Here is a 3530-nt window from a genome sequence, read left to right as displayed (position 1 = left end):
GGAGCAATAGTCAAGACTTGTGGATGAGTTGGTTGATGATTCAGCGGGTGGTCTCTTCGGATATGGCGACGAGTTCGACCTCGAAGCCGTCGGAGTCTTCCAGGTAGGCGGCGTGGTGGTTCGGTCCGCCGGCGTTCGGATGGCGGTCGGGGAACAGCAGGGCCCAGCCGTGGTAGGGCGCTTGCCGGGTCAGGGCGTCGACGAGGTGGGTGCCGTCCACGTGAAAGGCCAGATGGTTGAGGCCGGGCCGGCGGCGGTCGTGGTCGGCTGCGGTCAAGTCTGGTGATTGCTCGACGACGATGTAGGTCGGGCCCAGCCGCCAGCTGCGTCCGGCGCTCCAGGATTGGAACAAGGTGTAGCCCAGCTCGGACAACAGCCATCCCCAGCTGAGGACGGCTCGGTCCAGGTCAGGCACCCAGATTTCGATGTGGTGGGGTGTGCCCGTGGTCGGCCTGTTCACGCTGCGGCCCTCTCGGTTCGTTCGACGAGTTTGCCTTGTTGGAAGCGGGCGCCGGCGCGGACCAGGGCGACCAGGTGTGGTGCGTTGACCGCCCGCCACCGCTGCTGAGCGGCCTCGATCAGCTTGAACGCCATCGCGAGGCCGGCCGCCTTCGATCCCGGCCCTTTGGTGACCTTGGTGCGGTGCCGGACGGTCGCGAAGGTCGACTCGATGGGGTTCGTGGTGCGCAGATGCACCCAGTGCTCGGCCGGGAAGTCGTAGAAGGCCAGGAGTTCGTCGAAGTCGTCGAGGATCTTCGCGACCGCCTTACCGAACTTCGGGCCGTAGGCCAGCTTGAACGCGGCCACCGCGCGGCGGGCGTGCTCGCGGTCCTCGGCGTTCCAGATCTCGGCGAGGGCCTTCTTCGCCCCGGGATGCGCTGATTTCGGCATGGCGCCGAGGACGTTGGCGATCTTGTGGAACCAGCAGCGCTGCTCCCGGGTGTCCGGGAAGACTTCGCGCAGCGCGTTCCAGAACCCGAGCGCGCCGTCACCGACGGCCAGGACCGGGGCGCGCATCCCGCGGCGTTTGCAGTCGCGTAGCAGGTCCGCCCAGGACTCGGTGGACTCGCGGTAGCCCTCGGCCAGCGCGACCAACTCTTTACGGCCGTCGACGCGGACGCCGACCATGACCAGCAGGCACAGTTTCGTCTCGGCCAGACGCACGTTCAGATGCACACCGTCGGCCCACAGGTAGACGTAGTCAGCCGCGGACAGGTCCCGGGCGGCGAAGGCACGGGCCTCGTCCTGCCACTGCACGGTCAGCCGGGTGATCGTCGGCGCGGACAGCCCGGAACTGGTGCCGAGGAACTGTCGCAACGCGGGCACGAAATCCGACGACGACAGTCCGTGCAGGTAGAGCAGTGGCAGCACCTCGGTGATCTGCGGCGACTTACGGCACCAGGCGGGCAGGATCGCCGAGGCGAACCGCCGCCGCTCGCCGCTGACCTCGTCGATGCGTTTGTCGTTGATCCGCGGCGCCTCGACCTCGACCGCGCCCGCCGAGGTGAGCACCCGCCGCGGCCGGGCGTGACCGTTACGCACGACGAGGCGGCGGCCGTGTTCGTCCAGCTCGCCGGCGTGCGCGGCGATGTAGGCGGCGACCTCGGCTTCCAGCGCTGCGGCGAGCATCCGCCGCGCGCCGTCACGCACGATCTCATCGATCAGCGAGCTGCCGGCCATAGCCGGCTCGGACACGGTCGCTGGCGTGGGCTCTTCCAGGTTGACTACGGTAAGCACGGGCGTGCCCTCCCGGCCCGCGTTGGCGCGCGGGCTCTACTCGATTCCTTGGATATGGAGCTTCGCCGGGAGGGTACGCCTCCCGGCGCTCATCCACAGACATCCGAACTTGCTAGAAGTCAAGCCGCAGCGAGTTCGACGCTCGTAGAACGAGGCGGAAATGCTTTGTTCGCGTCGAAGGTCTGACCGGTCTGTAGGCAGTGGTAGAGGCAGCCGAGGAAGCGGTTGAACACGTTGCGCATCGCTGCGGCGTGCTTGTCGCCGGCGGCTCGGCGGCGATCGTAGAGTTCCTTGACCGGTGGTGACGGCAGCGCCCCGAAGATCCAGATGTAGCCGGCCGCGGCGAGCCGCTGGTTCTTGACCTTGCGGTGGTGCACCAGATGGCTCTTGCCGCTGGCGACCGTGACTGGCGCCGACCCGGCATACGACTTCAGTCCACGAGCGTCGGTGAACCGATGCCGGTCGTCGCCGATTTCGCCGAGGACCCGGGCTCCGGTAAGCGGCCCGATACCGGGGAAGCTCGCCAGGATCTCCGCGTCAGGATGCGCGGCGAACGCCTCGGCGACGGCCTCGCCGAGATCGTCGGCGGCGCGGCAGGCGGCGTCCAATTGCAGGACCAGCGCCTGGGTCTGGCGGCCCATGGCCTGCTCGATCAGGGGCGGTTGGTGCAGGTAATCGCCAGTGAAGATCTCCCGCAGCCGGTCTGCCCACGCCTCGATGTTGCGCTGGCGTCCCGACTTGCGCAGCACCGACCGCAGCTGAAGTTTGGTCAGAGCCGCAGCCAGCATCGGGTTCGGCGCGGCGGCCAGTACCGCGCGTGACTCACGCGAGTCGAGCCCGACACCGCGTACCTGGAACGCCGCTAACGCGGCCGGGAAGTACTGCTTGAGGTGCGAACGCAGCTGGTTCGACAACTGGCTACGGTTCCACACCGCGTCCTGCTGAGCGCGGGCCAGCACCGCGATCGCCTGCACCAGTTCGGAGTCCGCCGGCAGCGGCCGATGCGCATCAGCATCAGTCCGCAGGATGTTAGCCAACGCCATCGCGTCGGCATGGTCCGACTTCGCCCGCGTCACCCGATGGCGCTCCCGATATCGAGCCACCGCCAACGGATTGATCGAATACACCGCGCGGCCGGTCGCACGCAGGCACGCCACCAGCAGGCCCCGCGCTGTCTCGATCGCAACCGGAATCGGCGACTGCGGGCAGTCTCCCGCGGTCGAAAGCAGCTCCAGCAGCTGCCGGTAGCCGGCCGCGTCGTCGCGCACCCGACGCTTGGCTACCAGCTTGCCCGCCTCGTCGACCAGCGCCACGTCATGATGGTTTTCGGCCCAGTCGATACCGCACGTGATCGCCAACGACGTCGTCCTATCCTCGCGTGTCTACCTACGGTTGAGCCCGTGCAGGGTCACGCCGCGCCCTAATAGGAGGGCTCGATGGCCCGACATCCGATGAGCAGTTCGTGGCCCCAGCTCACCGCACGGGCACCAGTCTTTGGACAGAGCTCACCGGCTCGCGTGTCGAGGAGAGGTCACCGTGCGGACGGCTCAGAACACGATCATGGTCGATCCCCTCGCGGGGATGGACATCACCCCACCATCCCCGCGAGGGGCACGGCTCCAGAGCACTCAGCCTGTGGAAAGGAGTCCAGCTCCGAGTTTCGAGTAGGAGTCATCCAGCACCGTACGGCTGCTATTAGGTTTCGAGCATTGCTCTGCGCCAGCTCGTCCGGGATAACCAGATCAGTGCCTCGACGGGCTACGACTACTTGCACGAGGGCATCGACGTGCTCG

The 3530-nt window shown here is 67.4% G+C and carries 3 protein-coding genes; all 3 read right to left on the bottom strand.

What is annotated here, in order from left to right; all coding sequences use genetic code 11:
• Window positions 1-40: 40 nt before the first annotated feature.
• The 3 genes from Asi03nite_RS37275 to Asi03nite_RS37265 all read right to left on the bottom strand — a co-directional run bounded on the left by Asi03nite_RS37275 (window position 41) and on the right by Asi03nite_RS37265 (window position 3095).
• Window positions 41-460 (bottom strand): VOC family protein, encoded by a 420-nt coding sequence (locus Asi03nite_RS37275; RefSeq protein ID WP_203685222.1) that lies wholly within the window; start codon window positions 458-460, stop codon window positions 41-43.
• Complete coding sequence (locus Asi03nite_RS37270) at window positions 457-1737, bottom strand: IS256 family transposase (protein ID WP_373872223.1); 1281 nt, start codon at window positions 1735-1737, stop codon at window positions 457-459. Before Asi03nite_RS37270 ends, Asi03nite_RS37275 begins: the two co-directional genes overlap by 4 nt.
• A 119-nt stretch (window positions 1738-1856) precedes the next feature.
• Window positions 1857-3095, bottom strand: coding sequence for an IS110 family RNA-guided transposase (locus Asi03nite_RS37265; RefSeq protein ID WP_203685221.1), 1239 nt, complete (start codon window positions 3093-3095; stop codon window positions 1857-1859).
• Window positions 3096-3530: the final 435 nt, after the last annotated feature.

The organism is Actinoplanes siamensis, from assembly GCF_016862395.1.
GTDB lineage: Bacteria > Actinomycetota > Actinomycetes > Mycobacteriales > Micromonosporaceae > Actinoplanes > Actinoplanes siamensis.
The sequence above is the reverse complement of the archived record's forward strand: the minus strand, read 5'-3'. Positions and strand labels throughout refer to the sequence as shown.